The organism is Neorhizobium sp. USDA 3394 (assembly GCF_056280385.1).
In genome coordinates this window covers 2,683,409-2,710,391 of sequence record NZ_JBWCDU010000001.1, presented here as the reverse complement: position 1 = coordinate 2,710,391, position 26,983 = coordinate 2,683,409, and the positions used below count along the sequence as shown (strand labels likewise).

Below are 26,983 nucleotides of genomic sequence, written 5' to 3'. Positions count from 1 at the left end.
GGAACCGGAAGGGAAGGAGCAGTCATGTCGCACGTGTACAAAAAGCCGCTTGAGGGAAAAATCGCGCTGGTGGCGGGTGCCACGCGGGGTGCCGGGCGGGGTATCGCGGTGGAGCTCGGGGCGGCCGGCGCAACCGTTTACGTGACCGGACGAACGACGCGGCAGAAGCAATCCGAATACCGAAGGCCTGAGACGATCGAGGACACTGCCGACCTGGTGACGCAAGCCGGCGGTACCGGAATCGCAGTGCCGCTCGATCATCTCGTCCCGGAGGATGTCGCAGCGCTCGTCGAGCGCATCCGCCAGGAGCAGGGGAGGCTCGACATCCTGATCAACGACATCTGGGGCGGCGAACATCTGTTCGAATGGGACAAGCCGGTCTGGGAGCACAATCTGGAAAACGGCCTGCGCATGCTGCGGCTGGAGCTCGATACCCACCTGATCACCGCCCATCATGCGCTGAAGCTGATGATCGAGAAGCCGGGCGGCCTGCTGGTCGAGGTCACCGATGGCACGGCGGAATACAATGCCGAACATTACCGGCTCTCGCCCTTCTACGATCTTTGCAAGACGGCGGTCACCCGGCTCGCCTGGGCGCATGGCAAGGATCTGGAGAAGGTCGGCAGCACCTCGGTCTCGATCACGCCGGGCTGGCTGCGCTCCGAAATGATGCTGGATATCTACAAGGTGAGCGAGGAGAACTGGCGCGACGCCCTCGTCGCCCAGCCGCATTTCTGCATTTCCGAAACCCCGCGCTTTATCGGCCGGGCGGTATCAGCGCTTGCCGCCGATCCGGACCGGGCACGCTGGAACGGCCAGTCGCTGTCGAGCGGCGGCCTCGCCAAGGTTTACGAGTTCGACGATGTCGACGGCTCGCGGCCGGATTGCTGGCGCTACATGAAAGAGGTTCAGGAGCCCGGCAAGCCGGCCGACGCTACGGGCTATCGCTGATCAGCCGCCCATCGCCGCCCTCCCGATCGCCATTCGCTCGGCCTCGTCGCGCAGGTCGAGCGTGACCACGGTGCCGTCGCGGATGCCGCGTTTCAGCGCATCCTTCCGCTCCGGCGCGACCCGGATCTCCTGCCTGTCGAAAAGCACCTGCAGCCGGCTGCGCGACAGCGGCAGTTCCGCAGCCAGCAGACGGTCGAGCCGCAGGCCGGTGGGATGGGGCAGGGCAAGCGTGATCGCGATCCGCCGCCAGTCCGCATCGTGGCGCAGCACCGCCTTGCGCGTCTCGATGTCGTCGCTTTCCTCGATGCGTCCGGCCTTGGCTTTCAGCGCCTGCGCGTCGAATTCGATGCGGGTCACGAAGTCCGGCGTGCTCGCCTGCATCGCGTGGAGCATGGCGGGATCGATCGCCCGGACGCTCTGCCGCTCGAAGACCGGCCGGTTCCAGGTGCCGTCGCAGGCGATGCATCTGTAGATGAGCCAGGCATCGAGCCGCTTGCCATTGGCATTGAGGCGGATGCGGCCGCTGGAGCGGAAGGGTTTCGGGCCGCCGCAGGTGCTGCAGGCAAGGATCGGCCGGGGTGGAGTTTTGAGGGTTGCTGTCCATTCGAGATGGAGGATGTCGCACATGCCGTTTTGATCTTCCGGTCAGGAAGTTCATGCGGGAAACGGCACTCAAGAAGCCCTCTTGGGGGCGCACGCGGTGTGGCGAAGGTCCGGACGAAGGGAGCGTCGGAGGTTGTCGTCGGACGGTTCAGGGCAGCGTAAGGCCGCACTGGCACGATCAATGCCAAACCGGTCTCAAGCCGCCACCCCGATGAACAGTGTTCCCACGCGGACAAGCGTCATCGCTCGTCCAGCATGGGAGGGTGAACCTGTCGAGACCGGGGATTACTTAGGCAAACTGAACCTCAAAGGCCGACGCTCTTCGACTGAAAGGGATAAGCATGCGAAAATCGAAGTCAAGATTTTTTGGACGTCGCGCCGCGGCCGTTGTGACCTATATGCGGTCCTGACCTATATGAAGCCAAACCAGTCGTTCAGCGAGGATCGTACCATGGACATCAAGCGCAGCGGATCGCAGCCTTCCAAGGCGCCGCCACAATATTTCACCGGCACCGTCCGGCTCGATCCGATCGTCGAGGCGCCGGAGCCGGCCCGGGTCCGCGCCCTTTCGGTCACCTTCGAACCGGGTGCGCGCACCGACTGGCACACCCACCCGCTCGGCCAGACGCTGCTCGTCACGGCCGGCTTGGGCTTGGCCCAGGTCTGGGGCGAGCCGGTCCGGGCGATCCGGCCCGGCGACGTGATCTGGTTCCCGCCCGGCGAAAAACACTGGCACGGCGCAACCGCCACCACCGCCATGACCCATATCGCCATCCAGGAAGCGCTGAACGGCAGCACGGCGGAATGGCTGGGCGCGGTGACCGACGATGAATATGCAGCCGAGGTCGCGAAAGACTGAGCCGAACCGGCTCGGCGTCTTTCGACGTTCAAAAAGATCTCGCGCGTCATTGAACGGAAACGTCTGGCGCGCGAAGATGAGGCATATTCCGAACCGGAACCAGGAGACGCTGCCGTGCCGAGCCAGACCCGCATTTCCAACCAGGACCTGACCGTCGACATTTCCTCGCTCGGCGCGGAGATGCAGGCGCTGACGGCGGCCGATGGCCGCTCGTTCCTCTGGAATGGCGATGCCGCCTTCTGGAACGGCCGCTCGCCTGTTCTGTTTCCAATCGTCGGCAAGGCCCCGGAAAACCGGATCAGCATCGACGGCAGGTCCTACGAGCTGAGCCAGCACGGTTTTGCCCGCCGCAGCGAATTTACGCTTGCCGCGTCGAGCGCGACCATGTGCCGTTACGAACTCGCCGCCTCCGACGCGACACGCGCCGTCTACCCGTTCGAATTCCTGCTGGCGGTCGAGCATGCGCTCAACGGCCGGGCGCTGACGGTCGCGGCCGAGGTCGAAAACCGTGATTCGAAGCCGATGCCCTTCGGCCTCGGTTTCCACTCGGCCTTCGTCTGGCCGATCCCCGGCGCGGCCGGCAAGGCCCACACCATCACCCTCGACAACGGCGCCGAACCGGCCCTGACGCGGCTCGAAGGCGGGTTGATAAAGCCGGAAAAACTTGCCTCCCCCTTCAAGGCCGGCAAGCTGACGCTCGACCATGCGATGTTCGAGGCGGATGCGATGATCTTTGCCGAGGGGGCCGGCGAGGGGCTGACCTATGCCGCCGAAGGCGGCCCCGCGCTCAAATTCTCCTTCGACAACCTGCCGAACCTGGCGCTCTGGCAGAAACCCGGCGCGCCCTTCATCTGCATCGAACCCTGGCACGGTACGGCGGCCGAACTCGGCGGGTCCGACGATCTCGCCAGGCGGCCCTACGGCGTGGTTCTTGCATCCGGCGAAAAGGCCCGCTTCGCCTTCACGGTGGAGCTGCCGGTCTAGCGTCCGGAGCCATCCCGGCTTCCGGCCGCGCCACATTGGGTTTATGACTGGCGCAGGCATTCCCGGCTGCAATGGCCGCCCGATCATTGTCCATGACAAGGACCCACCCTGACCTCAGGCGGTTCCGCGGGTGCCGCTGGAGGAAACCATGGCCGCGTCGCTTCGCATAAACCATCTGTCCATCAGAGTCCGCGATCTCACCCGCAGCGCTGATTTCTACCGGCAGGTCCTGCGCCTGCCGGAAATCGAGTGCAAGGTCGGCAAACCGAACATCCGCTGGTTCGGCATCGGCGACGACCACTCCATCCACCTGATCGAAGGTGATTTCGGCGCCACCTATGTCACCATGTCGACGCATCTCTGCATCGCCGTGACCGACCTCGATGGCACGATCGCCCATATCGCCGGAACCGGCACGACATATAGCGATCTGGCGAGAAACGAGGGCATGATCCATATCCGCCGTGACGGCGTGCGGTCTATCTACCTGCAGGATCCGGACGGCTACTGGCTCGAGATCAGCGACGATTATTGAGACGGCGAGACAAAAGGCTTCGACCCCTCAGGCGTTCTCACTCGAGATACGGTTTTCAAAAGTCTTTAGAAGCGCGCGGCCTTTCGGCCAGCCGCCCAAACCGCTTTGACCGTTGATATGGCCCGCCGCGCCGATCACGACCAGTTCGCTACCCCATTGCTCCGCCCTGGTTTCGACGTATGACATCGAACCGTAGGGATCATCGGTGCTGGCCACGATCAACGAAGGGAAGCGAAAACGCTCCTGCGGAACCATTCCAAAGCCCGCGGTCTGAGCCGGAAATGCCTGAGACGAAGGGTCGGGAACGGCGACGAGAAACGCGCCTGCGATCGGCAGGGAGGTCACCGCGCTCCAATGGGCGACGAGCAGGCAGGCAAGGCTATGGGCCACGAGAATGGGTGGCGCTTCCGTCTCGCGCACGCTCTGCTCCAGCGCCGCGATCCAATCGGCCAGATCAGGTTGGTCCCAGCTTGCGGGAGAAAAACGGCGGATGGCCGGATCGGCCGCCTCCCAAAGGCTTTGCCAGTGAATGTCTCCCGAATTGCCGATACCGGGCAGATGAATGAAATCGGTCATGCTTTGTCCCTTCGTTGAGGCCGACCGACCATTGCGATTTACAATCGCGATTGGAATTGGCATCCATCGGAAAGGGAGAGCAAATTCCGATAGATTGAAGGTTGATGACGAAGAACCCCGATTTTCATTCCAATCTCGATCCGACCGACATTGCCATGATTGAGATTCTCCAGGACGACGGCCGCATCAGCGTTTCGGAACTGGGCAGGAAGGTCGGACTTTCCCAGCCCGCCACGTCCGAACGGCTGAAGCGGCTTGAGGACCGTGGCATCATCAAAGCCTATCAAGCCGTCGTCGATCCGGCTTCCGTCGGCCTTGGCATGATGGCGATCATCCGGCTGCGCACGACGCATGAGCACATAAAGGCCTGCCTGAAGCTGTTTGCGGAAATGCCGCAGGTCATCGAGGCGCTGAGGCTGACCGGAGAAGATTGCTTTCATCTGAAGGTTATCGTGCCCTCGCCGGCCCATCTTGAGGGCATCGTCGATGCGATCGCCCGCTACGGTTCCGTCACGACGGCAATTGTCCTGCGCAGCGAAAAGCCAAAACGCATCGGACGTGAACTGATCGGCAAGAGGTAGCTGGCAAAGCCGCGACCTTTGGCCCGCGGGCAGATCGTTGGAGCCCGGCGAAGTCTGCCGCAAAAGCCGATCGCAAAAATCATGCGGCCGGCTGTCTGCGACAGGAGAATCTACATTTTCGAGCGGCGAGCTGGTGGGCCGCCCGCCTTTATTTCATGGCCTCGAAATCCATCGCATGGCCGTTGATGCAGTAGCGCAGGCCGGTCGGGGGCGGGCCGTCGGGGAAAACGTGGCCGAGATGGCCGCCGCAATTGCTGCAGCGGACTTCGGTGCGCACCATGCCGTGCGACGTGTCGCGGATTTCGGTGATCGCCTCCGGATTCACCGCCTCGAAATAGCTCGGCCAGCCGCAGCCGGAATCGAACTTCGTGTCGGAGACGAACAGCGGCTCGTGGCAGGCGGCGCAGCTGTAGAGACCCTTTTCATGGCTGTTCCAGAAAGGGCCGGTAAAGGCGCGTTCGGTGCCTGCCTGCCGCAGGATGCGGTACTGTTCGGGCGTCAAGAGCTCGCGCCATTCCGCATCGGTCTTCTGGACTTTCGGGGTGATGACATCGGACATCGCAAGGTTCCTTTCGTTTTCCCGATAGATAGGCATTGAGGCGGTGAAGGAAAAGTCCGCGATCGGAGAGCGGATGCCGGCATGGCTGTTTCCGGGGCCGAAGCGGTGATTTAGGACCGATCACTCCATGCCTGAGATGGGGTGGTTTTCGGACAGTCCGGTTTGAAGGATCGTAAACCGATAAGCTGCCGTCCGTCTCAACCTCGAAGCTCGTCGCAGGCATATCGGTACGTCTTCAGACGCCACCTTGCCGATATCTCGGCGGGAGTTCTGCGATGGGCAGATCGTCGGCCTTGAACGGCTTACCGCTGGACCAGGGAAGCATGTTCAGCACCACACCAAAACTCGTGCTGATTGCCCCAAACACGAGTTTGCCAAGCGGCTTTTTCCAGCCAGCAGCAAGAGCACCGAGCGGTTTGAAGATCAAAAGTGGGATAAAGACGAGCGGTAGGATCAAGAAGGTCAACACCATCGGGGCCGCCGCCTCCATCATAGGGTCGCCGCCGTATCGAAGGCGGAGACGCGGGTTACGGGCGACTGCAAACGGAATCAGTTCTTCCATGAACCGAACGTAGTCGGCGGATCGATCGAGGCCTGTCTCTCCCTGCCAATCCAGCGAGGATAGCTCCCTTGATGCGAAGAGTGTCCGCAAACGCGCGCTGTGGACTGGAAACCCAGTGGTGCCGACCCCACTCGTAACGTGAAGGTGCAGGAAGCGAAACGAAGTCCATGGGACGAGTCTGACGGACCGTCCTTGCGTCACCGAAAGGCCTTGGGGGTCGATGACGTAAGCCATCATGATCCCTGGCGAGCTTTTATGATGCATCTCGACTTTCGCGGTAAAGCGGTAGGTCGGAGGGTCGTCCGTCTGCAATTGAGCTCTCCAATACGGTCCGCCAATGGAAGTGCCGCGTGTCCCGCGGATGACTGCTTACGGGAGACTATAGATCAGCCGCTACCGTCTCCTACGGGTCGAAACATGACCATAATCGACGGGTGGCGCCACGTCTCCTCCTGGCGCATCGTTGCCCTGGCGTCTGGACCGTAATACCGGTTTCCACTGGTCCGCTCCTGGTGTCGCCTCTTCGAAAGCGGACGCGATGTTCTCAATCTATCGTCTTGCATTGACGAGGGCATTTTTCACCACAATAAGGTCAAGCCGAAAAAACATGGTAAGTGCCAGCCAGGCAACAGCAGGAGTGAAATAGTGAGCGAACCGACCGTAGCAGATGCAACAGGCCGCATTTATGAATCGCTCCAAGCGAACAATGCCGACATCGACGTGCATATCGCGGCTCTCAAGGCAGCGTTGACCCGGGCGGGATTGAAAGAGGCCGTATTCGATCCGGCTAAACTCGTGCAGAACAACCGTTCTGGCAGGAAGTTGATGCAGGCCTATTTTAGGCAGCGCGGCGTGACGGTGAAATTCTCGGCTTCTTCGTGAAGCCTGAGGTCTGATGCCGAACCGTTGCTTAGGCATAGGCCGAGCACCAGCCGGGAGCGCGAACCCGACATAGCTCGGCCGGCCGCAGAATAAGCAGCTTTGCGAGGCCAGTAATGACCGCTCGTCGCGCGAAGCTGCCCCTTAAGCGTCCGCCGCATCTCCCATCAAATTCCCGAAAACTCGCGTTTCTGTGTGTTTCGTCCGGTTCCGCTTGAGGCGGGGGCACGTTTCCCATAGAAAATCACCTGCCTCCGAACGGTCGGGCGGTGTGTGGCTTCAGAAGCGTGGAGATGACATGGCTGCCAATGCGCCGGCGTTGACGTTCTTCGCACTCTTCCTCCCCTTCGTCGCTTCCGTTCTGGCCCCCTTCCTCACCCGCCTTCTGGGCGACAGGGCCGCCTGGGTTCTGGCGCTGGCCCCAGCGCTCGCCTTCGTCCATTTCTGCACTTTCCTGCCCGAAATCGCCGCCGGTGAAGTGGTGACAGGGGGCTATGCCTGGGCGCCGAGCTTCAACCTCTCCTTCTCCTGGTTCCTCGACGGCCTGTCGCTGACCTTCGCGCTTCTGATCACCGGCATAGGCACCCTGATCGTCATCTATTCCGGCGGCTACATGAAGGGTCATCCGGATATCGGGCGCTTCATGGCCTTCATCCTCGCCTTTATGGGCGCCATGCTCGGCCTCGTCGTGTCCGACAGCTTTCTGATGCTGTTCGTCTATTGGGAATTGACCTCGATCACCTCCTTCCTGCTGATCGGCTTCGATCATGAGCGGGAGGCGGCAAGGCGTGCAGCACTTCAGGCGCTGGTGGTCACAGGCGGCGGTGGGCTCTGCCTGCTCGCCGGCCTGGTCTTCCTCTGGAACATCACCGGCGTCACCCAGCTTTCGCTGCTCGTGCACCTGGGCGATGGGCTGCGCCAGAGCCCCTTCTATCTCGCGACCCTGCTGCTGGTGCTCGCCGGCGCCTTCACCAAGTCGGCGCAGTTTCCGTTCCATTTCTGGCTGCCCAACGCCATGGAAGCGCCGACGCCGGTTTCGGCCTACCTGCATTCGGCGACCATGGTGAAGGCCGGCGTCTACCTGCTGATGCGGCTGAACCCGGTCATGGGGGATACGCCCGCCTGGGTGATCCTGCTGCCCTTCTTCGGCGGTATCACGCTGATCGCCGGCACCTTCCTCGCCGTCCGCCAGACGGACCTGAAGCTGATGCTTGCCTATACCACCATGGCTTCGCTCGGCCTCCTCACCATGCTGACCGGTTTCGGTTCGGCCCATGCGGTCGAGGCGGCGGTGCTGTATCTCGTCGCCCATTCGCTGTTCAAGGGCGCGCTGTTCATGGTCGCCGGCACGGTGGATCACGAGGCCGGCACCCGCGACGTGACGAGGCTCGGTGGCTTGCGCGCCGCCATGCCGGTCACCTTCGGCGCGGCCCTGCTGGCGGCGCTTTCCATGGGCGGCCTGCCGCTGTTCTTCGGCTTTCTCGCCAAGGAGGAGATCTATGCGGCGCTTGCCGCGGGCAATCCGCGCGCCGTGTTCTTCACCGGCCTTGCGGTGATCGGCAATGCGCTGATGTTCGCGACCGCGTTTGCCGTTGCTCTGAAACCCTTCCTTGGTCCCCGTGTCGAGACGCCGAAACATGCCCACGAAGGACCAATGACGCTCTGGCTGGGCCCGGTGGTTCTCTCAGTGCTCGGTCTGTTTGCCGCACTCTTTTCCGGCGTCGCGCATCGTTACATCTCCTCGCCGATGGCAAGCGCGATCACCGACGAAAAGATCGTCATCGACATTTCGACCGTGCCGCATCTGGGCCTGCCGCTGCTTCTGTCCGTCATCACCGTATTGCTCGGCGCGCTCGCCTTCTGGCGGCTGACCGACCTGCGGGCCTTCATGGTGCGGGCGGTGGAAAGCCTCGGTCCCGGCCCGGACCGCGGCTTCGATCATGTCGTTTCCGGCCTGGTGCGGTTTTCGGGCGCCGTCACCCGTCTCGTCCAGCCGGGGCGGCTGGAAATCTACATCACCGCCACCTTCATCCTGCTCGCCGTGACGCTGCTCGTTCCGCCCTTCGTGTTCGGCGAACTGCCCGCCATGCCCGCCTGGCCGGAAGAGCTGCTGGTCCAGGAAGCGGCGTTCTTCGCAATCGCGGTGATCGGCCTTATCGCCGTGCTGCGCGCAAAAGACCGGCTGACGGCGATCGTCTCGCTCGGCATCCAGGGTTTTGCCGTCGCCGTCATCTTCCTGCTGTTCGGCGCGCCGGACCTGTCGTTCACCCAGTTCATGGTCGAGACCCTGTCGGTCGTCATCCTCGCGCTGGTAATGACGCGGCTGCGGCTCACCCCCCGCGACCATCGGCCTCTGCGACAGTCGCTTTTCGACGGGTTGGTCGCGGTCGCCTGCGGCCTCGGCTTCACCCTGCTGCTGTTGAAATCGACGCAGGCGCCGTTCGACGCTGTGCTCACCGATTTCTTCAACACCTATTCCAAGACGGTCGCCCACGGCGCCAACGTCGTCAACGTCATCATCGTCGACTTCCGCGGCACCGATACATTGGGCGAGATCGCGGTGGTGATGGTGACGGGGCTCGCGGTCCTGGCGCTGATCCGGGTGAGGGCGGTCAGACGCGCCGGATCGGGGGAGGGGCAATGACGGCCTTCGCCTCGGCACACCCCCCTCTGCCCTGCTGGTTTTCCTGGGGCGAGCCACTCGTCTCGACCCGCTCTTCGAGCCCCCCACAGGGGAGAGCTATCGTATATGGGATGCGAGGCGGTGCGGCCCCCCTAACCCTCCCCCTTGTGGGGAGGGTGGCCGGCAGGCGGGAGGGGTTTTATTCGGAGCGAAGACCCCTCCCCAACCCCTCCCCACAAGGGGGAGGGGCTCCACTCGGCAGGCCCCTTGGAATGTCCGCCCTCGCGTGCCGCTCCATGGAGGTGTCCCCATGAACACGCTCATCCTGCGCACCGTCGCCCCCTTCCTCACCGCCCTGATGCTGCTGTTTTCCGTCTTCGTCCTGCTGCGCGGCCACAACGAACCCGGCGGCGGGTTTATCGGCGGGTTGATCGCGGCCTCGGCGCTGGCGATCTATGGCATCGCCTTCGGTGTGCCTTCGGTACGCCGCGCGATCCGGTTCCACCCGATGGCGATCGCCGGTTTCGGCCTGCTGCTCGCCACCCTGTCCGGCGCGCTCTCCATCGTGTTCGGCGTACCGTTCATGACCGGGCTCTGGGTCTATCCGGTTGTTTTCGACGTCGAGCTGCCGCTCTCGACGGTGATGTCCTTCGATATCGGCGTCTATCTGGTCGTGGTCGGGGCGATTACATCGATCGCGCTCGCGCTCGAACAGGAGCCGGGTTCGGACGTGGAGGGAGAGGGCTGATGGAAGCGCTGTTTTCGATCCTGATCGGCCTGTTCTTTGCGGGCGCCATCTACCTCATGCTGTCGAAATCCACCGTGCGCATCCTGCTCGGCGTGGTGCTGCTCGGCAATGCGGTCAACCTGCTGCTCTTCACCGCCGGTAGGCTTACCCGCGAAGTGCCGCCGATCATCCCGGCCGGCATGGACACGCTGTCGCCAGGCGCCGCCAATCCTCTGCCGCAGGCGCTGATCCTGACGGCGATCGTCATCTCGTTTTCCTTCTTCGCCTTCCTCCTGGTGCTGACCTACCGCGCCTACCAGGAGCTCGGCACCGATGATACCGACGAGATGCGGCTTGCCGAACCGCGGAACGAACAACTTCCCCCCCTGGGGTATTGAGGGCATGGTGTTGCAGTTCTTGCCCCATACTTGTTGTCACGCTATCGCCTGCGGAGGTCCCATTGGCTCTCTCGCCCGCGGCACCGCCCTCTGCCCTGCTGGGCATCTCCCCCTCAAGGGGGGAGATCGGCCAGAGGCGGGCTTCCTGCTCCCTATCTCTCCGCTTTCTGTTGAGCGATATGGGACGCGAGGCGGTGCGGCACCCTTAACCCTCCCCCTCGTGGGGAGGGTGGCCGGCAGGCGGGAGGGGTTTTATTCGCAGCGAAGACCCCTCCCCAACCCCTCCCCACAAGGGGGAGGGGCTCCACGCACCGCCTCGCATCCCAAATGGCATCGCCCTGCGCTCGCGGGGGACTCCAAGAGCGGACTGGGGCGAATGGCTCGACTTGGTAAAACTGACAGGCCACCGGGAGGCATCCACTGATGGCCTCTCCTTCCGTCGACCTCTCCGCAGCCCTCATCCTCGCCGCCCCGGCGCTCTCCGACTGGCTGGTCGTTCTCCCCGTCGCCCTGATGATCGGCCTCGGCGCGGTGCTGATGATGGTGCGCAAGTCCGTCCGCCTGCATGGCGGCATCGCGATTGCCGGGTTGGCGCTGCTCGTCATCCTGGATGCCGCTCTGCTCTGGCGCGTCTCGGTCCACGGCCCGGTCACCATGGTCATGGGCCGCTGGCTGCCGCCCTTCGGCATCGCTTTCACCGCCGACCTTTTCGGCGCGGTCATGGCGCTCGCGGCCGCCATCGTCGCACTCGCCGCCGGCATATTCGCGCTCGCCGATATCGACGCGAGCGGCCGGCGCTACGGCTTCTACCCGTTCCTGATGCTGCTGATGGCCGGCGTCACGGGCGCGTTCCTGACCGGCGACATCTTCAACCTCTATGTCTGGTTCGAGGTGCTGCTGATCTCGTCCTTCGGCCTCCTGATCCTCGGTTCCGAGCCGGAACAGATCGACGGCGCGCTGAAATACGCGGTCCTCAACCTGATCGGCACGACGCTGTTCCTGATCGCGGTCGGTTACCTCTATGCGATCTTCGGCACGCTCAACATGGCCGATATCGCCCGCAAGGCGGCAGGCCTGCGCGAGGCCGCGCCGCTGACGACGCTGACGGCGCTGTTCATCCTGGCGTTTGCGATGAAGGCCGCCGCCTTTCCGGTGAATTTCTGGCTTCCGGCCTCCTATCACACGCCGCGCGTGGTCGTGTCGGCGCTGTTCGGCGGGCTGCTCACCAAGGTCGGCACCTATTCGCTGATCCGCGTTACCGTCATGCTCTTCCCCGTCGAGCGCGAGGCGTTGAGCCTGATCGTCGCCATATCGGCCGCCCTCACCATGCTGGTCGGCGCGCTCGGCGCCCTGGCGCAGAACGATATCCGCCGGCTCGTCGGTTACGTGGTCATCGCCGGCATCGGCAACATGATGGCGGGCGTCGCGATCGGCACCCCGGCGGCCGTCAGCGGCGCCATCCTCTATGCGCTGCATTCGGTGGTGACCATGACCGCGCTTTATCTGGTGGCGGGCGAAGTGGGCCGGCTCGGCGGCACCTGGACGCTCTCCGGCCTCGGCGGGCTTTACCGCAAGGCGCCGTGGTTCTCGGGCGCCGCCTTCCTGCTGTTCCTTGCCGCTTCCGGCCTGCCGCCGCTCTCCGGCCTGTGGCCCAAAGTGGCGCTCCTGAAAGCCTCACTCGATATCGGCGCCTGGTGGCTGGCCGCGGCGATCCTCATCTCCGCCTTCCTGGTCACGCTGGCGCTTGCCCGCGTCTTCCTGCTTGCCTTTTGGCGCCCGCAGTCCGACCCTGTTTTCGAGGCCGCCGCTCCGGCTGGCTCGGCCGTCGACTGGCGCATTGCCCTGCCGCTCGGCTGCCTGACGGCGCTCGTCGTTCTTTTCGGCCTGCTGCCCGAACCGCTGCTCGATCTGGCCCAGAGGGCGGCGGAAGGGCTCGGCGAACCCGCGGCCTATATCCAGTCGGTCTTCCCGGGAGGGACAGCGCGATGATCACCTATATCCTGTCGCTCGTCTTTGCCGTCGTCTGGGTCGCGGTCACCGGCAGCGCCACGCTGCACAACCTGATCTTTGGTTTTGCGCTCTCGACGCTCGTGCTCTGGATCGTTCGCGACGAGATGGGGGCCCGTGGTTACTGGCGGCGGCTCGGCCGCATCCTGTCGCTGCTCGCCCTGTTCCTGAAGGAACTGGCGCTGTCGGCCTGGAAGGTGGCGGTGCTGGTCGTCAGCCCGCGCATGGACCTGAAACCCGGCATCTTCGCCTTCCCGCTGACCGTGACCCGCGATTTCGAGATCACCCTGCTTGCCAACCTCATCACGCTGACGCCCGGCACGCTGTCGGTCGACGTCTCCGAGGACCGCAAGACGCTGTTCGTCCACGCGATCGATTGTTCCGATATCGAAGCCACCAAACGGGATATCGCCAATGGCTTCGAGCGCAAGATCATGGAGGCGTTCCGATGACGACGGCTGAAATGATCATCTCCTACGCGGTCTGGCTGGCGCTCGTGGTGCTCTGTGTCTCCTTCCTGCTCACCGTCTGGCGGGTGATCAAGGGGCCGACGCTTCCCGACCGGGTCGTGGCGCTCGACATGCTGACCGGCATCGTCATCGGCTTCATCGCGCTGATCGCCATCCGCACCGGCTTCACGCTCTATATCGATATCGCCATCTCGCTCGGCCTTGTCGGCTTCCTCGCGACCGTGGCCTTTGCGCGGTTCATCCTGTCGCGCGGCAACAGGGAGGCGCCGAAGGGAGACATGATGAAGACGTTCACGGCGTCGGTGCCCGAACCGCGGCGCAAATCCGCGGCAAGGCGCCCTTCCGGCACCGGGCCGGCCGTCCGGCGGAAGGCGAAGAAATGATGGACATCCTGCTGGCCGCGATAACCGCTCTTCTGATCCTTGGCGGCGCCGGGTTCGCGCTGGTGGCGGCGATCGGCCTCAATCGTCTGCCGGACCTCTATACCCGCATGCATGCCGCGTCCAAGGCGGGCACGGTCGGCTCCGGGCTCCTGTTGCTTGCGGTCGGCGTTCATGCGGGCGACCTGTCGACTTTTGCAAGAGCGCTTGCAGGCTTCTTCTTCTTCGTGTTAACGGCGCCGATTTCGGCGCATCTGCTCGCTATGGCAGCGCACAAGGTTGGCTATCCACTTTGCGCTGAGTCCGTCCGGGATGAAATGAAGGATTACGATAAGCGAATATAATCCTTTCTGGACCGAGTTATAACCCTGTCACGCTTGAGCAAATGCCCATCTATTCATCAGTAAAGCTGATGTAGGGGCGATATAGGTGGCAGAAAGGCTGGTAACCGACAAAATTCGCACTTGGAGATGAAGCGAAGCAGTGGTACTTCATTACAAGTAGAGTGCAGATGTTGTTTCTAGATTAGGCGTTCCCTCGTCATTTTGGTGAGTCGACAAGTTCTTCGGATGAGGAACGATAACGCCGTTCACATGCAAGGGAAGGTTTCAATCTAGCGCAATATCCGGTGTGAACCGTTTTCTTTTCCGCATGAAGCTTAGGGGTAGGCTTCGGTCGCAAGACGGCGGGGCGGCATAGGTTTTCTCCGGGAGACTCTACGAACGGGCAGGTGTCGCGGAGGTCGCGGGGCCAGCCAGTCACTTAAACAGGAGACAGGAAATGACAGACGTCGCATTGGGCAAAAGCCCGGATCTGCTGGTAGAGCTGACCGCAGATATTGTGGCCGCCTATGTGAGCAACCATGTGGTGCCGGTCAGCGATCTTTCCAACTTGATCGCGGACGTGCATTCGGCGTTGAGCAACACCTCTTCGCCGGCACCGGTTGTCGTGGCCATCGAAAAGCCGAAGCCTCCGGTTCCGATCAAGAAATCGATCGAGGACGACTATCTCATCTGCCTGGAGGATGGGCAGAAGTTCAAGTCGCTGAAGCGTCACCTGATGACTCACTACAACATGACACCGGAAGAATATCGCGAGAAGTGGGGCCTGCCGGCCGACTATCCGATGGTGGCGCCCGCTTATGCGGAAGCCCGTTCCAGGCTCGCCAAGGAAATGGGTCTCGGCCAGCGCCGCAAGCGCGGCAAGGCCTGATCCGGCGACGCCGACAAGGCAGGGAGGATTTGAGACCAGCCCGATGAGGACCGATCGCAACAGCGGCGGCTGGCTGGTTTTTGCATCGAAGTAGAGATGCGGAGAAAGAACCGGGCCGATCGAGTGCCCGGTTTTTCTTTTTTGAAGCGGGCGTCGCGGGGATGGGTAGAGGAAAAAAATCCCATTATCTTTCGGGAGCTTGTGGAAATTATCAGCAATTTCAGCGGATGATTGTACGGAGGCGGTTTTCAGCGTCCCCGTTTTTGCTCTAGGGTGTATGAATTAATTCCTATTGATTGAGGAGTTGTCATGCCTTTCGAGAGATATTTTGAGGCTTCCGCCGCGCCGTCCCCACTGCCGTTTTCCCCGCCCGCGCCGCTGGATACGGCCGGTTCGCCGAAGCTTCCAGCCAGCCTGCCGCTCAAGAGCGCCTGCCGCATCGTCCGTCAGATGGTCTCCGAACTGGTTCAGCTTTTCGGCGATCGGGTGATGCTGCGCCGCGACCGGCGCCGGCTTTCCTGCCATGTCCGCCAGATCGCCATGTATGTCTGCCATGTGGCGCTCCAGATTTCCATGAGCGACATCGGCGAGGCTTTCGGCCGCGACCGCACCACCGTAGGCCACGCCTGCCACGTGGTCGAGGATCGCCGCGACGATCTCGCCTTCGACGAGTTCGTCTCGGCCGTCGAGCGCATCGTCACTGCCGTTTTCGGCCTGTCGGAGGTCGCGGCCCATGACTGAGGCAATCCGGAAACCGGTGATGGACAAGGCCGCGGATCCGGCCCTCAGGCGGCACCTCCTGCGGCTGATCCGCCAGCTCGCCCGCGGCGACTGCGCCATCGCGGCGGGTGAGGCGGGTGAGATCAGGCTCATCGGGGCGGAAGAACGGACCTATCCCGCAACGGTGATCGCGCAGGCCCGTTCGCTCGGACTGGCGCAGCTTGGCGACGGCAGGATTGCCGCAAGTGCGGCGGCGTCCAGCTTCCTGCGTCGTGCGCTGGTGACCGGCGAGGAGGTGTTCGTCGAGCAGCATGGCGAGATCGTCATGGCTACGGTCGAGATCGACGGCGCCCGCCAGCCGGTGCGCCGCAACCTTGCGGAATCGCCGCTCGGCGTGATCGCACGGATGAAGGACCGCGACGGAAAACCCTTCTTGCCGGCCGAAGCGCTGGAGGCGGGCGAGCGGCTGGCTGCCGATTTCACCCGCGGGCAGCTCCAGCCCCGCGTCACCGCCTCCTGGGAGCCGCGGCTCGCTACCCGCGCCAAGGGCACTGCCGGCGGCCAGGCCGATATCGCCGACAGCGCGATGTCGGCCCGCAACCGTTTTTCGAGGGCGGTGGACGCGATGGGACCGGAACTTTCGGGCGTGGCCGTGGATGTCTGCTGCTTTGCGAAAGGGCTGGAGACCGTGGAGAGAGAACGCCAATGGCCGGCGCGCTCGGCCAAACTCATGCTACGCACCGCGCTGCTTGCACTCGCCCGCCATTATGCGCCGCCGGTTCCGGCAAGACGCCGCCAGAACCATCACTGGGGGGCGGAGGATTACCGGCCGGTCCTTTGATGGAGACTGGTTAGGCTGACACTGCAAATGGCGCCTACGTCCGCTTCGGCTCGAAGCGGACAAGGTCTCCAGCTTCTGCTAGTGAGCGCGAAGAAGATTTCTGTTGGAGCGGCTGGTCGTGCCACATAGCGTGCACCTATTTCGAAGCTTTGTTTTTGCTGTGTTTGGAGCGAGTTTGGCCATTGGCTCAACCCATGCCCAAACATTGGATGGCTTGCACGATTTTCAGCTCGGAAGTTCATTTGTCGAGGCGCAACGGAATGCGACTGCAAACGGTTGGGAACTAAAACAGTCCTCCCTCTCATTTCCGCACGAATGGATAGTCGAGGGGACGGATCTTCGTCTCTTCATCTGTGAGAACAGAGTGGTGGCCATTGGAAAACACCCGAGCGGGGAATTTGAGGAATTCGTATCGATCGTATGGAACCTTCAATCGAGGTATGGGGCGCCGACTGCCAAGGTTGCGACATTCATGGCTGGGGCGACTCGAATTTCCCTTATCGACGCGAACTTCGCTCTTGCCTCCGGTGAACACATACTCGTGCAGCTAGGTCACTGGGGAGACAAGTTGAGTATCCATATGAATTACAGCTCAGACATCGAATGCCAGGCAGCCGTTAAACCTTGATGGCGTGTAGCGCTTTCCTGCCGAGCGGCAGTCGTCGATCAAAATCGTGACCCTGAGCTTCTTTCGAAGCTCAGGGCTTTTAAGCTGGTGACCCGAACCTTGGTGCCGAAGTTTCGGGCTTCGACGCTCAGATTCCGAGACCGCCAGCGACGTTGATCTGCTCGCCGTTGATGTAACCCGCATGCGGTCCGGCCAGGAAGCAGACGGTTTCCGCCACTTCCTCGAGTGTTGCGATGCGGCGGATCGGATGCATGTCGAGGATGGCGTCACGGTTCGGAAGCTCGCCGGCAACGTCCGAGGCCATGTCCGTCGGCATGATTCCCGGCTGAACCACGTTCACGGTGATATTGCGCCGGCCAAGGTCGCGCGCAATGCCCTTCGCATAGCCGGCGAGCGCCCACTTCGTTCCGGTATAGTCGGCGACACCGGGGAAGGGGACGTGGGAGCCGAGGAGGGAGCCGACGAAGATGATCCGGCCGCCGTCGGTCAGCTTCTGCGCCGCCGCGCGGGTGTTGGCGATCGTGCCGAGCACGTTGACCTGCCACTGGCGGTTATAGTTGTCCCCGTCGAGTTCCGGATCGTCCACCATCTGACCCTGGATGGCGATGCCGGCATTGTTGACGAGGATGTCGAGCCTGCCGAACTCCGCCATCACCGTGTCGATCAGCGGCTTTGCGGAAGAAAGGTCGGCCTGGTCGCTCTTGACCGCAATCGCGCGAACGCCCTTTGCCCTCAGTTTCTCCACGACCGCTTTCGCCTTGTCGGTCGAGGCCGCGTAGCTGATCGCGACGTCCGCTCCGTGATCGGCGAACGCTTCCGCCGTCGCGGCACCAAGACCGCGCGAACCGCCGGTAATGAGGACGACCTTCCCCTTGAATATGTTGGACATGAGTATCCTTCCTAATTTGACGAGGGCTTCGTTCGCTTCTGTCAAGCGGCGCCCAATTTCATAACGAATGTTACGATAACGATCGGTATGAAATTTGACAGCGCCGGTCAAGCGGTTTAATAACGATCATTATGAAATTGACAGGACAGAGTTGATGGGACGCCATCGCGAATTCGATGTGGAGAAGGCGCTCGACGCCGCGTTATGCGTCTTCTGGCGCAAGGGTTATGAAGGTGCCTCCTATGCCGACCTGACGGAGGCGGCGGGTGTCGAAAGGCCAGCCCTCTATTCCGCCTTCGGCAATAAGGAAGCGCTCTTCCTTAAGGCCCTGGCTCGCTACTACGAGCGGTATGTGGACTATATTCCCGCCGCGCTCCAGCTCCCGACGGCGCGGGAAGTTGCGGCCCACGCTCTCCAGGGTGCAATCGACCTCACCACCCGTTATCCCGACCATACGGGATGCCTCGCCATCCAGGGGGTGCTGGCGGGATCCGACGAAGCCGAGCCTGTCCGGCAGGCTTTGATAGAGGCCCGCGCCGAAGGCGAGGCGCAGCTTCGCGAACGCTTCGAGCGGGCAAAGGCCGAGGGTGACCTGCCGGAGACGGCCAGGCCCGACACGCTTGCGGCATTCCTGATGGCCGTTCTTCACGGCATGGCGGTGCAGGCCAAGGCCGGCTTCAGTCGCGACACGCTGGAGGCCGTTGCCGAGCAGGCGCTCGCCACGTGGCCCGCGGGCAAGGGGGAGGGGGCTTTAAGCCTTAAGCCGCGGCCCTGATCCTTGCCTCTTCCCGGATGCGCTTGACCATCGAACGCAAACCGTTGGCGCGCTGGGACGACAGGTGTTCGACCAGGCCGATGCGGTCGAAGATCTCGATCGCGTCTGTGGCGGCGATCTCAGAGGCGGTCCTGCCGGAATAGACGGCGAGCACGATGGCGACGAGGCCGCGCACGATATGGGCGTCCGAATCGCCCTCGAAGGTCATCACCGGGTCGGCGCTGCCGTCCCCGAGATGGCTGACCAGCCAGACCTGGCTCGCGCAGCCCTGCACCTTGTTGTCCGCAGTCTTCTTGTCGTCGGAAAGGTCCGGCAGCGCCTTGCCGAGTTCGATCACGTAACGATAGCGGTCTTCCCACTCGTCGAGGTATTCGAAATCTTCGATGATCTGCTCGAGGCTGGCCATAAGCGCTCCGGTTCTCCTATCCACTTCATATAGGCACTGCAGGCCTGGACAAAAAGCAAAAAAAACGCCGTGAGGGGTAATCCTCACGGCGTCAGCAAATGCTGAATGACAGGGCAGGCGGATCAGGCACCGGGAACCGTGGCATTGAGAGCCCGGTGCAAGCTTTGAAATTCGAATTTCGATGAGACGTCCGATATCAGGTCGAGCTGGCGCGCCGACCTGGTGCGCTGGATTAGTGGGTAGGCCGTTTTTGCGGGACCGGCACGGTGCCGGTGAAGATCGTATCGGCGCCGGTAGCGGCTGCCGTTTCGGCCTGCCTGGCCGGGAATGGGGTTGGTTCCGGATCGGCCAGCACCGCGGTCTCCCGGCCCTTGTCGCCGAACTGCTTGTCGAGCAGCTCGAAGGCGACCTGGGCGCCCTGCCTGGCCCTCGTGCCGAGCGCCGAGAAGGTCTCGGCACCCTTTTCGCAGACCTCAGGCTTTTCGGTGCAGATGGCGCTCACATATTGATAGGCTTCGGTCGCGGCCGAAAATGCGTTGCTGACCTGCAGGGGGGAAAGCCCGTCGGTCTCGGTCGCCGGCTTGCTGCTGAAATAGGAGAGCACTACCAGCACCGCCGCGAACCACATACTTCCCTTGATGAGAAACCACATCGCTCTATCCACCTGTTTTTCCCGCTCCTGGGTCTTGAAGCGGGCCGCCGGGTCTGTGCCGGTCTTGAGCATGGTTGTACCGCCGGGAAGCAAATATGGCTTTGACGGGATCGTTCGGTTTTTCGGCAAATTTGCCTAAAATGCGAGATATCCGATATTGCAGCGCCTTTGTCGCGAACTTGAATCGAATTTTAGCGATCGATGTTAAGCATAAATGCGGCAGGCCGCCCGAAACCCTTGGCTTTCTTCCCCCTCCGTCTGCCACAAAGGTTAACGGTTTTGGAAAAATCGAAGCAAATCCGTCGCTTACGCCCCGTTAACCACAAATTCGGAAGGCTTGGCCCTTCTGTCCCAAAGCCGGATTTTGGCCCATTGCGGGACCTCCGGCACCCACTGCTTTTATCCTTTCCTTAAGCCACGGGGGCCTATTGTCGGCTTCGATAAACGAGTCTGTGCAGGGTTTTGCGTGCGCGTATTGAGTAACATTGCCGGAAAGGCGGTCACGCTGGTCGACGAGACCGCAAGCCGCTGGCTGACGCGCCTCGGCGAGGGCGACACCGCACGTCCCGGTGAAATTGCCCAGTTCCGCCGGCTCGTGTTCTGTGGCCTTGCCGCATTCGTCACCGTGCCGCCGGCGCTTGCGCTGCTGCTGCCGCCGGCGCTGGCCCTGCCGGTCGGCGTCGCGCTGGTTCTGTCGCTTTTCCTTCTCGCCGTGGCCGCCTCCTTCGCCTTTCCGCGCCATGCCCTGGCGCCCGTTGTTGCCGCCCCGCCGGAAGACGTGGCCTTCGATGCGATGCCGGGCCTGTCGCTCATTCTCGATCCGCATGGCCTGCTGGTGAAGACCGGCGGCCGTGACCAGCATCTGTTTCCTGCAGGCCTGCGTGAGGCCGCCGGCGAGCCGCTTGCCGAGCGTGTCCACGTGTCCGACCGCATCGGCCTCGTCCAGGCTTTCGACATGCTGCGCCAGGGTGTGCCCAGCGCCGTTGCCGATATCCGCATCGAGCGGCCGTTCTCGGCGGCGGGCCGCCAGTTCCTGTCCGTTCGCCTCGACATGACCGCCATCCGCGACGGCGAAGGGGAACTCCTCTACGTCCTGGCGCAGGCGCGCGACATGTCGGAGGAGGAGAATCTCCGTTCGGAAGCCGCCGCCCATATCGCCGAGGCGCGTTCCGCCCATGAGGCGAAGTCGAGGTTCCTCGCCGCCGTCAGCCACGAGCTGCGCACGCCGCTCAACGCCATTCTCGGCTTTTCCGACGTGCTCATCGGCGAATATTTCGGCAGGCTCGAAAACGACCGCCAGCGCGAATATGTCGGGCTGATCCGCCAGTCCGGCGGTCATCTCCTGTCGGTCGTCAACACCATGCTCGACATGTCGAAGATCGAGGCCGGCCGTTACGAACTGCTCACCGAGCCCTTCGCGATTGCGGAAGCCGTGGAAACCTGCCGTGCCATGCTCGATCTGACCGCCCGCGAAAAGGGCGTGACGCTGACGAGCCGCGCGCCGCGCGGGCTCGGCGAAGTGGTCGCCGACCGCCGCGCCGTGCAGCAGATCCTCATCAACCTGGCGGGCAACGCGATCAAGTTTACCGGCCCCGGCGGCGTGGTGTCGATCGACGCCGTGCTCGAGGGCGACGACGTCAAGATTTCGGTCAGCGACACCGGCATCGGCATCGCGGCGGAAAAGCTGCAATATATCGGCCAGCCGTTCATGCAGGTGGAAAACGCCTATACCCGCACCTACGAAGGTACCGGCCTCGGACTTTCTCTGGTAAAAGGTCTGGTGGCGCTGCACGGCGGTCGTTTTACGATCGCCAGCCGTCCGGGCGAGGGGACCGTGGTGACGATCTCCCTGCCGGCAGACGGCTCTGGCGTCGAAGGAGAACGGGATCAGTCCCGGGAGGAAAAAGTCGAATTCCCGCCGCGGCTGAGGGCAGCCCGGCATGCGGCCATGATGGACGAACAGGATTTTATCGATGACCGCGCGGAAGCGAAAATCGCCTGACAGGAAAAAACCTGTCAAGCAACCGGGCATTCTGTCGAACCTGCTGCTGGCGGGAGCGCGGGCTGCCGCGCGCCGGCCGAAGGCCCTGTTCGGCTGCGCGGCCTTCGGCATCGTCTTCTCCTTCGTCGCCGCGAATGCGCTCTGGTACCAGCCGGGCGGCCATCCGTCGCCCTTCCTCGCCACCCGCGATTCCCAAAACCCCAATCAGATCGCCGGGTATCGCCCCGCAAGGCGCACCGCGCCGGCGGATGTCACCACGTTCCGCATCGAGCGCGCCGACCCGAACGCCGTAGCACCGGCCCCGGCCGCAGCACCCACGGCAGCCCCGGCGCAGCAGACGGCAGCGCCCGTGCAGTCCGCACCTTCCGTTGTAGCCCCGATCCCGCGCCCCCAGCCGCAGCAGGCCGCAGCTCAACCGGCGGCGCCCCATGAGGCGCAGCCCGCGACGCCGAAGCCCGCCGAGACGCCAAGGGCAACCCCTGCCGCACCGACAAGGCCTGTTCAATCCGCCGCCCTGCCGCCGAAACCCGTTTCGCCGGTCCGCCCGGCCGAGAGCGCGCGCGGCGAAGACCCGGTCGCCGCCGCAATCCGCGCCTCCGAGCGCAAGCCGGCGATGACGCCGCCCGCCAATATCCCGAACGCCGCCTCCAATTCCGGTCGGCCCGCCGCCACGCCCGTCTCCCAGAAGCCGAATGCGCCCAGTCAACCGAACACGGCCGGCCAGCCGAGCGATCTCGTGCTGCAGATCCAGCGCGGCCTGTCGAACATCGCCTATGCGGATGTCGGGGTGGACGGCGTCGCCGGCGCCCAGACCAAGGCCGCCATCCGCCGCTTCCAGCGCCACTACCGCCTGCCGGAAACCGGCGAGCCCGACGAACTGGTGCTGAAGAAGCTGAAGTCGATCGGCGCGCTGTAGGGCCTCGCTCTCAATCTCCTGAATTTTCGATGTTTCCGGCGGCGAGAGCTCGCCGCTCAACGCATCGCCACCGCTTCCAGCACCAGCCGCTTCAGCTCTTCGGCAGGTGGAGCAAGACGGTTTTCGGCGACGTGCAGCGCAAGCTCGATCGCGCCGAGATCGGGCAGGCCTGCCTCCTTCGGATCGAGCGCGGTCAGCTGCGCCGGTTTGCCCTCGACGATCCGGGGGGTAACGCCGAGCCCGGCGGTGACCGCTGCCCAGAGGCCGGCAAGGCTTGGGCTGGCGAACGCGTGCCGCCAGGCGATGCCGTTGCGATCGAGCGCGTCGATCGCGGCCTTGCGGAAGGCGCAGGGTGGATCGAAGGCGACGATCGCAAGTGCGTCTCCCGGCATGTGCCGGAAGCCATCCGGGCCGATCCAGGCGATTTCCCGCCGCGCGGCGATCTCCGCCCGCGGGCTGGCGAGCGTGCCCCAGGTCAGCGCCACGTCGAGTTCGCCCTTGTCGATCGCCTGCACCATCGCGACACCCCGGTCGACGCGCGCCTCGACCCGCACCTTCGGATGCGCCTTCGAAAAGCGGCCGAGCAGATGGGGCAGCCAGGTTTCGGCGAAATCCTGCGGCACGCCGATCCTTACCCAGCCTTCGAGCTTGCCGGCGCCTCGCACCGCCGCCCGTGCCTCGTCGTTGAGTTCAAGAATGCGTTTGGCATAACCGAGCAGGATTTCGCCCGCTTCGGTCAGCACAAGCCCGCGCCCCTGCTTCTGCAGCAGGGTTTCTCCCACCTGTTCCTCGAGCTTCTTCAACTGCAGGCTGATCGCCGAAGGCGAGCGGCCGAGCCGGTCGGAGGCCTTGGCGAAACTGCCGAGCTCCAGGCCGAGCGCGAAACTTCTCAACGTGTCGATATCGAGATTGATGGGCAGCATAATCGTTGAGTTCTGTAAAAGGTTTAGTTTGAAACTTCGCGATTTTCAAAACGATTGTGCGGAGAGAAGATAGTGGCGTCAACAGAAAACCCGAAAAGGAGAACGCAATGCCCTTCGTTCACGTCATCATCGCCGGCAGGAATATCGAGCCTGAAGCCAGGCGTCGGCTGCAGCAGGAAACCACGGTGCTGATGAACACGATCATGCGCAAGCGCCGCGAGGTCACCGCGGTCCTGGTGGAGGAGGTCGATCTCTCCGGCTGGACCGTCGGTGGCGAACCGCTGGAGGTCGCCGCGCATGTGGAGGCCAATGTCACGCTCCGCACCAATACGGCGGAGGAGAAGAAGCGTTTCATCGAGGCGATGGACGCGCTTTTGAAGCAGAGCCTCGGCGGGATACCGCCCGCCACCTATGTCATCGTCCGCGAGGTCGAGGCCGACGCCTGGGGCTTCGGCGGGGTGACGCAGGAATACCGCCGTACAAATGCGATGACGGCGTGATCCTGATCCCGGCGATCGGATGGCGCCCGGCAGGGCCGGGCGCATCTCCGCCTCAGAAAACGGCGAGATATTTCAGCAGCGAGATGATGCCGATGATGATGATGATGATCTGCGCGATCTGTTTTGCGCGGCCATCGATCGGCAGGCGCGCGACGAGATAGAGAACCAGGACGATCACCAGGAAGGTGATCAGAATGCTGATCAAGACGGAAGTAGCCAAGCCCCAAACTCCTTTTCATGACAGTGCCGTACGGCACTGATGTGTAGATATGGTGGATTGGAGGAAAGGAAAGGGCGCGGCAGCGCGATTTTCCGTTTCTTCTCAGGGACTTCCGTCAGCCGGGTTCAGGTTGTTTCGGCACCGAGTTCGAAAGCCCAGTGGATGAGGCGGTCCTTCAGCGTCCGGTCGCGCAGGTAGCCGGTCAGTTCTTCGTCGATCTCTTCCAGCGGCTCCAGCACGAAATCCTCCGCGCGGTTGGCGTTCCAGGCTGCCTGCAGGCTCCGGCTCACATGGCTGCCGTGCTGAAGCGTGAACCACACGCGGTTCTGGATCTTGTCGAGGTCGCCCGCCCGGCCGACCCATGTCTGGCCGGTCGGAGCCAGCCGGATGATATAGATGCCGGCCGGGGCCTTGCGTTCCTTGTAGGCGGAGATCGCCGCTTTCCTGTCGATGGTGTTCATGTCCTTGCCTTCTTTGATGGAGGTTTGGGGTGGAGGCTCGGCTAATATCACCCGGGTAATATTATGGCAATAATTATATCCGGGTAAAATTGTGGCGAGGCAAGTTTGCGCCCGGTCACGAAGCACCGTATGAGGGGCCATGCGCCTGAAATCCGAAATCGTCGTCTCCGCCATGATCCGCCGCGTCTTCGGGCTCGGCGGTTTTGCCGCCGTCGAAAAGAAGGGTGCGGAGGCGGCGGGCGCGATCTTCATCCGCCAGCGTTTTCGCGATGGGCTGGAAACGCTCTACGCTCCGGCCCCGCAGAACTTCTTCGGCGAGGACGATGGCGGGCGCAAATTCGAGGTGAGGGCGGAGCGGGCCGAGCCGGAAGCCATCCGCGAGATGCTGTCGCGCGAAATGCGCTTCGATCCGGATCTCTGGCTGCTGGAACTGGAGATCGACGACGTCGCCGATCTTTTCGAGGTGGTGAAGCCCGGCTAGGCTTTTATCGCACCCGGTAGAGGCCGTTGAGTGGCTTGCGGGCGCTGGCGGTGGTGCGGATCACCCGCGGCTGGCGGCTGTCCTCCGCGCGGTTGTCGGCGAACATCGGCTGATGCTGCTGTTCCGGGTAGGTGTAGCTGTCGGCGCGGCGCCAGGCCTCAACGCGTTTGCCGCATTCGTCCTCGTCGAGCGCGTCCCAGAGCGCGGCGGCGCGTGTCACGCCGTCCTGTTCCGCACCCAGATGGTCGTAGAGCCGCTGCAGGATGAACAGCGCGTCCTCCGTTTCCATCGCCAGGCCCTTCAGCGTCGCCGCGAGCTGCTGGCCGGAAATGTCGAGCATGATCCGCTCCGAAAGCCAGTGGCTGGCGGAAAGCGTGTCGGCAAGCACGGTCGCGAACAGCCCGGTCTCGCGGTTGCGCGCGAAGCGGACGAGCAGCGCCTCCTGGATCGGCGAAAGGTTGCGCAAGCCCAGCCGGTCGGTGGCGGGCCGGTCGACATGGCCGGCAAGCGCCTTGATGCGGTTGCGCAGGAGTTCGTCGCGCATGTTGCGCTCGGCCTCGTCGACCATTTCCGGCGTCGGCCGTAGCGGCAGGAGCCCGTCGAGGTTTCGGGGCGCATCGCTGCGCTTGGTGCGGTCGTGGCGCAGCCCGACCAGTGCGTCGATCACCGTCGGCGACAGCGCCTCGCGGCGCACGATGGCTCGGGCATGAGCTTCCCCTTGCGTGCGGGCAATCGCGATCAGCGCATCGTCGGAAAGGCAGGTCGAGGAGATGAGGAAAGGTGCAGCCACCGCGATCGGCTGGCTGGCGATGAAGAAGGCGACTGCCGGCGGCACGGTCTTGCATTGCGAGAGCGCTGCGACCGCGTCGCGGCGGGCCTCCTCGGACGAAGCGGAAAACAGGGGGGCGAAGAGCTCGGCGAACTGTCGAAGTTCCGACCGCGAAGGGTACGGAAGACTTTCGAAGCTCGTCACGGTGGCCATCAGCACCACATCCTTTTTACGCATGGCCTGGGGCCTTTCAAGGTCTCGAAACTCATTCGTCACTGGCAAACTCGCAATCACGCAAAACAATCCGGAGTGCCGAACGCCGATCAGGTGTGCCGGAAAGCTCGCCTGGCGTTCTCATCGTACCTTGCCTGGGAAACTCCCGGTGGCGGGCCGTCCGCTCACGCAGCTGTCAGAACATCTGCACGATGGGGTCGCCTTGGTTTAACCGGATGCTAACTCTTGGAGGGTTAACGGTCTGTGAAAATGGTTCGTTTCGATACGCCGGTCATTTCTTGCAGTCCCACTGTTTTAGCCAGGAAATCGCAGGTCCGATCGACGCTTGCAAAGGCTGTGAACCAAACCGGCGCTTCTGCGTTTTGGGGTCGGACAACAGACATGCACCGGTAGCAAGTCCTATATTAGCAGTAATACATTGTTAACGGTGGTCTGGCTGAATCCAGGGGTAACCGGCGTGTATTTGCCGGGTTTCAGATGCCGGATGGCCCCGCGTCCCTGGGACCTTCCAGATAACGGCCGGTTCAGGCGGAACCGGCCGTTTATGTCGAAATGTCGTTGCGCTTTCGAACAAGGCGCACAGGCGAGAAAGGCGCGGATGCCCGGATTGTTTCGGGAAGCGTCAGGCCCTTTGGGAGGGCAGGGTGAGATCGGTCCGTC

The 26,983-nt window shown here is 63.1% G+C and carries 33 protein-coding genes; 22 read left to right on the top strand and 11 right to left on the bottom strand.

The window, feature by feature from the left end; genetic code table 11:
- Positions 1-24: 24 nt before the first annotated feature.
- On the top strand, positions 25-951 hold the full coding sequence (locus ACZ9EJ_RS13260; protein ID WP_046642101.1) for an SDR family oxidoreductase: 927 nt from the start codon (positions 25-27) through the stop codon (positions 949-951).
- Here ACZ9EJ_RS13260 and ACZ9EJ_RS13255 read toward each other — a convergent pair whose 3' ends face one another.
- Entirely contained in the window at positions 952-1,578 is a 627-nt protein-coding gene (locus ACZ9EJ_RS13255; protein WP_046642100.1) for a DUF1062 domain-containing protein, read from the bottom strand. It lies immediately after the preceding gene.
- A 427-nt stretch (positions 1,579-2,005) separates the two neighbouring features.
- Here ACZ9EJ_RS13255 and ACZ9EJ_RS13250 point away from each other — a divergent pair, with 427 nt between their 5' ends.
- The 3 genes from ACZ9EJ_RS13250 (at position 2,006) to ACZ9EJ_RS13240 (ending at position 3,932) form a co-directional block, all read left to right on the top strand.
- Entirely contained in the window at positions 2,006-2,413 is a 408-nt protein-coding gene (locus tag ACZ9EJ_RS13250) for a (R)-mandelonitrile lyase (protein WP_046642099.1), read from the top strand.
- Between the two features lie 114 nt (positions 2,414-2,527).
- On the top strand, positions 2,528-3,397 hold the full coding sequence (locus tag ACZ9EJ_RS13245) for an aldose 1-epimerase family protein (protein ID WP_046642098.1): 870 nt from the start codon (positions 2,528-2,530) through the stop codon (positions 3,395-3,397).
- A 148-nt stretch (positions 3,398-3,545) separates the two neighbouring features.
- Positions 3,546-3,932 carry a VOC family protein gene (locus ACZ9EJ_RS13240; protein ID WP_046635900.1) on the top strand — a complete coding sequence of 129 codons (387 nt, stop codon included), beginning with the start codon at positions 3,546-3,548 and terminating at the stop codon, positions 3,930-3,932.
- Positions 3,933-3,959: 27 nt separating this feature from the next.
- Here the strand turns inward: ACZ9EJ_RS13240 and ACZ9EJ_RS13235 are convergent, their stop codons facing one another.
- Positions 3,960-4,508 (bottom strand): RBBP9/YdeN family alpha/beta hydrolase, encoded by a 549-nt coding sequence (locus tag ACZ9EJ_RS13235; protein WP_046635902.1) that lies wholly within the window; start codon positions 4,506-4,508, stop codon positions 3,960-3,962.
- A 104-nt stretch (positions 4,509-4,612) separates the two neighbouring features.
- On the opposite strand from ACZ9EJ_RS13235, the gene ACZ9EJ_RS13230 reads away from it, so the two are divergent.
- Positions 4,613-5,089: an Lrp/AsnC family transcriptional regulator gene (locus tag ACZ9EJ_RS13230; protein ID WP_046635904.1), complete on the top strand. Its 477-nt coding sequence runs from the start codon at positions 4,613-4,615 to the stop codon at positions 5,087-5,089.
- Between the two features lie 148 nt (positions 5,090-5,237).
- Here the strand turns inward: ACZ9EJ_RS13230 and msrB are convergent, their stop codons facing one another.
- The gene (gene msrB, locus ACZ9EJ_RS13225) at positions 5,238-5,648 is read right to left on the bottom strand and encodes a peptide-methionine (R)-S-oxide reductase MsrB (protein ID WP_037084003.1); all 411 of its coding nucleotides are present in this window, start codon (positions 5,646-5,648) and stop codon (positions 5,238-5,240) included.
- A 235-nt stretch (positions 5,649-5,883) separates the two neighbouring features.
- Complete coding sequence (locus ACZ9EJ_RS13220) at positions 5,884-6,522, bottom strand: hypothetical protein (protein WP_080955845.1); 639 nt, start codon at positions 6,520-6,522, stop codon at positions 5,884-5,886.
- Positions 6,523-6,852: 330 nt separating this feature from the next.
- Between ACZ9EJ_RS13220 and ACZ9EJ_RS13215 the strand changes: the two genes are divergently transcribed.
- The 12 genes from ACZ9EJ_RS13215 to ACZ9EJ_RS13160 all read left to right on the top strand — a co-directional run bounded on the left by ACZ9EJ_RS13215 (position 6,853) and on the right by ACZ9EJ_RS13160 (position 17,095).
- The gene (locus tag ACZ9EJ_RS13215; RefSeq protein ID WP_251091077.1) at positions 6,853-7,092 is read left to right on the top strand and encodes a hypothetical protein; all 240 of its coding nucleotides are present in this window, start codon (positions 6,853-6,855) and stop codon (positions 7,090-7,092) included.
- A gap of 295 nt (positions 7,093-7,387) precedes the next feature.
- On the top strand, positions 7,388-9,733 hold the full coding sequence (locus ACZ9EJ_RS13210; RefSeq protein ID WP_046642097.1) for a putative monovalent cation/H+ antiporter subunit A: 2,346 nt from the start codon (positions 7,388-7,390) through the stop codon (positions 9,731-9,733).
- A gap of 289 nt (positions 9,734-10,022) precedes the next feature.
- Positions 10,023-10,460, top strand: a complete 438-nt coding sequence (locus ACZ9EJ_RS13205; RefSeq protein WP_046635911.1) for a Na+/H+ antiporter subunit B — start codon at positions 10,023-10,025, stop codon at positions 10,458-10,460.
- Complete coding sequence (locus tag ACZ9EJ_RS13200; protein WP_046635914.1) at positions 10,460-10,837, top strand: Na+/H+ antiporter subunit C; 378 nt, start codon at positions 10,460-10,462, stop codon at positions 10,835-10,837. Before ACZ9EJ_RS13205 ends, ACZ9EJ_RS13200 begins: the two co-directional genes overlap by 1 nt.
- 423 nt (positions 10,838-11,260) lie before the next feature.
- Positions 11,261-12,826: a Na+/H+ antiporter subunit D gene (locus tag ACZ9EJ_RS13195; RefSeq protein WP_046642096.1), complete on the top strand. Its 1,566-nt coding sequence runs from the start codon at positions 11,261-11,263 to the stop codon at positions 12,824-12,826.
- Positions 12,823-13,296 (top strand): Na+/H+ antiporter subunit E, encoded by a 474-nt coding sequence (locus ACZ9EJ_RS13190; RefSeq protein ID WP_046631444.1) that lies wholly within the window; start codon positions 12,823-12,825, stop codon positions 13,294-13,296. The genes ACZ9EJ_RS13195 and ACZ9EJ_RS13190 overlap by 4 nt, the downstream gene beginning before the upstream one ends.
- The gene (locus ACZ9EJ_RS13185) at positions 13,293-13,697 is read left to right on the top strand and encodes a cation:proton antiporter (RefSeq protein WP_046635920.1); all 405 of its coding nucleotides are present in this window, start codon (positions 13,293-13,295) and stop codon (positions 13,695-13,697) included. The genes ACZ9EJ_RS13190 and ACZ9EJ_RS13185 overlap by 4 nt, the downstream gene beginning before the upstream one ends.
- Positions 13,694-14,038, top strand: coding sequence for a monovalent cation/H(+) antiporter subunit G (gene mnhG, locus ACZ9EJ_RS13180; RefSeq protein ID WP_046635922.1), 345 nt, complete (start codon positions 13,694-13,696; stop codon positions 14,036-14,038). The genes ACZ9EJ_RS13185 and mnhG overlap by 4 nt, the downstream gene beginning before the upstream one ends.
- A gap of 436 nt (positions 14,039-14,474) precedes the next feature.
- On the top strand, positions 14,475-14,906 hold the full coding sequence (locus ACZ9EJ_RS13175; RefSeq protein ID WP_037083991.1) for a Ros/MucR family transcriptional regulator: 432 nt from the start codon (positions 14,475-14,477) through the stop codon (positions 14,904-14,906).
- A 309-nt stretch (positions 14,907-15,215) separates the two neighbouring features.
- A complete protein-coding gene (locus tag ACZ9EJ_RS13170) occupies positions 15,216-15,647 on the top strand; it encodes a helix-turn-helix domain-containing protein (RefSeq protein ID WP_080955844.1) in 432 nt (143 codons plus the stop codon).
- Positions 15,640-16,467 (top strand): DUF6456 domain-containing protein, encoded by an 828-nt coding sequence (locus ACZ9EJ_RS13165; protein WP_046642095.1) that lies wholly within the window; start codon positions 15,640-15,642, stop codon positions 16,465-16,467. Before ACZ9EJ_RS13170 ends, ACZ9EJ_RS13165 begins: the two co-directional genes overlap by 8 nt.
- Positions 16,468-16,570: 103 nt before the next feature.
- Complete coding sequence (locus tag ACZ9EJ_RS13160) at positions 16,571-17,095, top strand: hypothetical protein (protein WP_052764702.1); 525 nt, start codon at positions 16,571-16,573, stop codon at positions 17,093-17,095.
- 127 nt (positions 17,096-17,222) lie between these two features.
- On the opposite strand, the gene ACZ9EJ_RS13155 is transcribed toward ACZ9EJ_RS13160, so the two are convergent.
- Positions 17,223-17,984: an SDR family NAD(P)-dependent oxidoreductase gene (locus ACZ9EJ_RS13155; RefSeq protein ID WP_046642094.1), complete on the bottom strand. Its 762-nt coding sequence runs from the start codon at positions 17,982-17,984 to the stop codon at positions 17,223-17,225.
- A 154-nt stretch (positions 17,985-18,138) separates the two neighbouring features.
- Between ACZ9EJ_RS13155 and ACZ9EJ_RS13150 the strand changes: the two genes are divergently transcribed.
- Positions 18,139-18,759: a TetR/AcrR family transcriptional regulator gene (locus ACZ9EJ_RS13150; protein WP_046642093.1), complete on the top strand. Its 621-nt coding sequence runs from the start codon at positions 18,139-18,141 to the stop codon at positions 18,757-18,759.
- Here ACZ9EJ_RS13150 and ACZ9EJ_RS13145 read toward each other — a convergent pair.
- Positions 18,743-19,165 (bottom strand): SufE family protein, encoded by a 423-nt coding sequence (locus tag ACZ9EJ_RS13145; RefSeq protein WP_046642092.1) that lies wholly within the window; start codon positions 19,163-19,165, stop codon positions 18,743-18,745. The genes ACZ9EJ_RS13150 and ACZ9EJ_RS13145 overlap by 17 nt on opposite strands.
- A 232-nt stretch (positions 19,166-19,397) precedes the next feature.
- Positions 19,398-19,817: a DUF5330 domain-containing protein gene (locus ACZ9EJ_RS13140; RefSeq protein WP_046642130.1), complete on the bottom strand. Its 420-nt coding sequence runs from the start codon at positions 19,815-19,817 to the stop codon at positions 19,398-19,400.
- Positions 19,818-20,283: 466 nt separating this feature from the next.
- Here ACZ9EJ_RS13140 and ACZ9EJ_RS13135 point away from each other — a divergent pair, with 466 nt between their 5' ends.
- Together ACZ9EJ_RS13135 and ACZ9EJ_RS13130 are read left to right on the top strand one after the other, a co-directional pair.
- Complete coding sequence (locus ACZ9EJ_RS13135) at positions 20,284-21,819, top strand: sensor histidine kinase (RefSeq protein WP_046642091.1); 1,536 nt, start codon at positions 20,284-20,286, stop codon at positions 21,817-21,819.
- A complete protein-coding gene (locus ACZ9EJ_RS13130) occupies positions 21,791-22,735 on the top strand; it encodes a peptidoglycan-binding domain-containing protein (RefSeq protein ID WP_251091073.1) in 945 nt (314 codons plus the stop codon). The genes ACZ9EJ_RS13135 and ACZ9EJ_RS13130 overlap by 29 nt, the downstream gene beginning before the upstream one ends.
- A gap of 56 nt (positions 22,736-22,791) precedes the next feature.
- Here ACZ9EJ_RS13130 and ACZ9EJ_RS13125 read toward each other — a convergent pair whose 3' ends face one another.
- Positions 22,792-23,658: a LysR substrate-binding domain-containing protein gene (locus tag ACZ9EJ_RS13125; protein WP_046642327.1), complete on the bottom strand. Its 867-nt coding sequence runs from the start codon at positions 23,656-23,658 to the stop codon at positions 22,792-22,794.
- A gap of 107 nt (positions 23,659-23,765) precedes the next feature.
- On the opposite strand from ACZ9EJ_RS13125, the gene ACZ9EJ_RS13120 reads away from it, so the two are divergent.
- Positions 23,766-24,158, top strand: a complete 393-nt coding sequence (locus ACZ9EJ_RS13120) for a tautomerase family protein (protein WP_046642328.1) — start codon at positions 23,766-23,768, stop codon at positions 24,156-24,158.
- Positions 24,159-24,210: 52 nt separating this feature from the next.
- Here the strand turns inward: ACZ9EJ_RS13120 and ACZ9EJ_RS13115 are convergent, their stop codons facing one another.
- Both ACZ9EJ_RS13115 and ACZ9EJ_RS13110 read right to left on the bottom strand, forming a co-directional pair.
- Positions 24,211-24,378: a Thivi_2564 family membrane protein gene (locus ACZ9EJ_RS13115; RefSeq protein WP_251091072.1), complete on the bottom strand. Its 168-nt coding sequence runs from the start codon at positions 24,376-24,378 to the stop codon at positions 24,211-24,213.
- Positions 24,379-24,503: 125 nt separating this feature from the next.
- Positions 24,504-24,839, bottom strand: coding sequence for a GIY-YIG nuclease family protein (locus ACZ9EJ_RS13110; protein WP_046642329.1), 336 nt, complete (start codon positions 24,837-24,839; stop codon positions 24,504-24,506).
- A 139-nt stretch (positions 24,840-24,978) separates the two neighbouring features.
- Between ACZ9EJ_RS13110 and ACZ9EJ_RS13105 the strand changes: the two genes are divergently transcribed.
- Positions 24,979-25,320, top strand: a complete 342-nt coding sequence (locus ACZ9EJ_RS13105) for a DUF1491 family protein (protein ID WP_046642330.1) — start codon at positions 24,979-24,981, stop codon at positions 25,318-25,320.
- A 4-nt stretch (positions 25,321-25,324) separates the two neighbouring features.
- Here the strand turns inward: ACZ9EJ_RS13105 and ACZ9EJ_RS13100 are convergent, their stop codons facing one another.
- On the bottom strand, positions 25,325-26,365 hold the full coding sequence (locus ACZ9EJ_RS13100; RefSeq protein ID WP_046642332.1) for a DUF2336 domain-containing protein: 1,041 nt from the start codon (positions 26,363-26,365) through the stop codon (positions 25,325-25,327).
- Between the last annotated feature and the right edge of the window lie 618 nt (positions 26,366-26,983).